General features: G+C 45.5%; 1 protein-coding gene. It reads left to right on the forward strand.

Annotated features, from left to right (window positions below; genetic code table 11):
• Positions 1-29: 29 nt before the first annotated feature.
• Positions 30-524 (forward strand): GNAT family N-acetyltransferase, encoded by a 495-nt coding sequence (locus R7190_RS28735; RefSeq protein ID WP_186584908.1) that lies wholly within the window; start codon positions 30-32, stop codon positions 522-524.
• The last annotated feature ends 87 nt before the right edge of the window (positions 525-611 follow it).

Genomic DNA, 611 nt, shown 5'->3' on the forward strand with positions numbered 1-611 from the left:
GGCGTTATGTGCTTATGAGGAAAATTGACATGGAAGTGATAGAGGCCAACCCTGATTTGGCCCCAATATTAGCGAGTTATGCGAAAGAATGCCTAGAATCGGGTATTCCAAAATATTCGGGTGTGGAGCAAGATCCGACAGCTTATTTGTCAGGTTTGGTCGAACGTTCAAAGGCAATCTCTGGGTTACCAAAGGGATATTTACCTAGCACAACTTACTACTGTGTATCGAACTCCGAAATTTTAGGTGCAGTCCGAGTTCGCAAAGGTACTAATGCCAACGTAGAAAATGTCATTGGTCATATTGGCTACGAAACTAGACCGTCAGCTCGTGGTAAAGGTGTAGCCTCATTTCTGCTTTCTTGGGTGCGAGACCATGTTGTCACTGATTCAGTTATTGTTACTTGCTCAATTGACAATCCCGCATCTCAAAAGGTCATCGAAAACTGTGGTGGTGAATACCTCGGTAACTACACAGATGAGATTGAGGGTACGGTAAGGCGCTACCGTTTAGCACGCACATAACAAAGCATTCAAGAGTGATTCGCAACGCTTGGCAGTTTCGCTTCGCTCAAGTATAGCCAAGCGCCGCTCACACCTTAATGCGGCGTT

It is taken from the genome of Vibrio sp. 1078-1 (genome assembly GCF_033340475.1).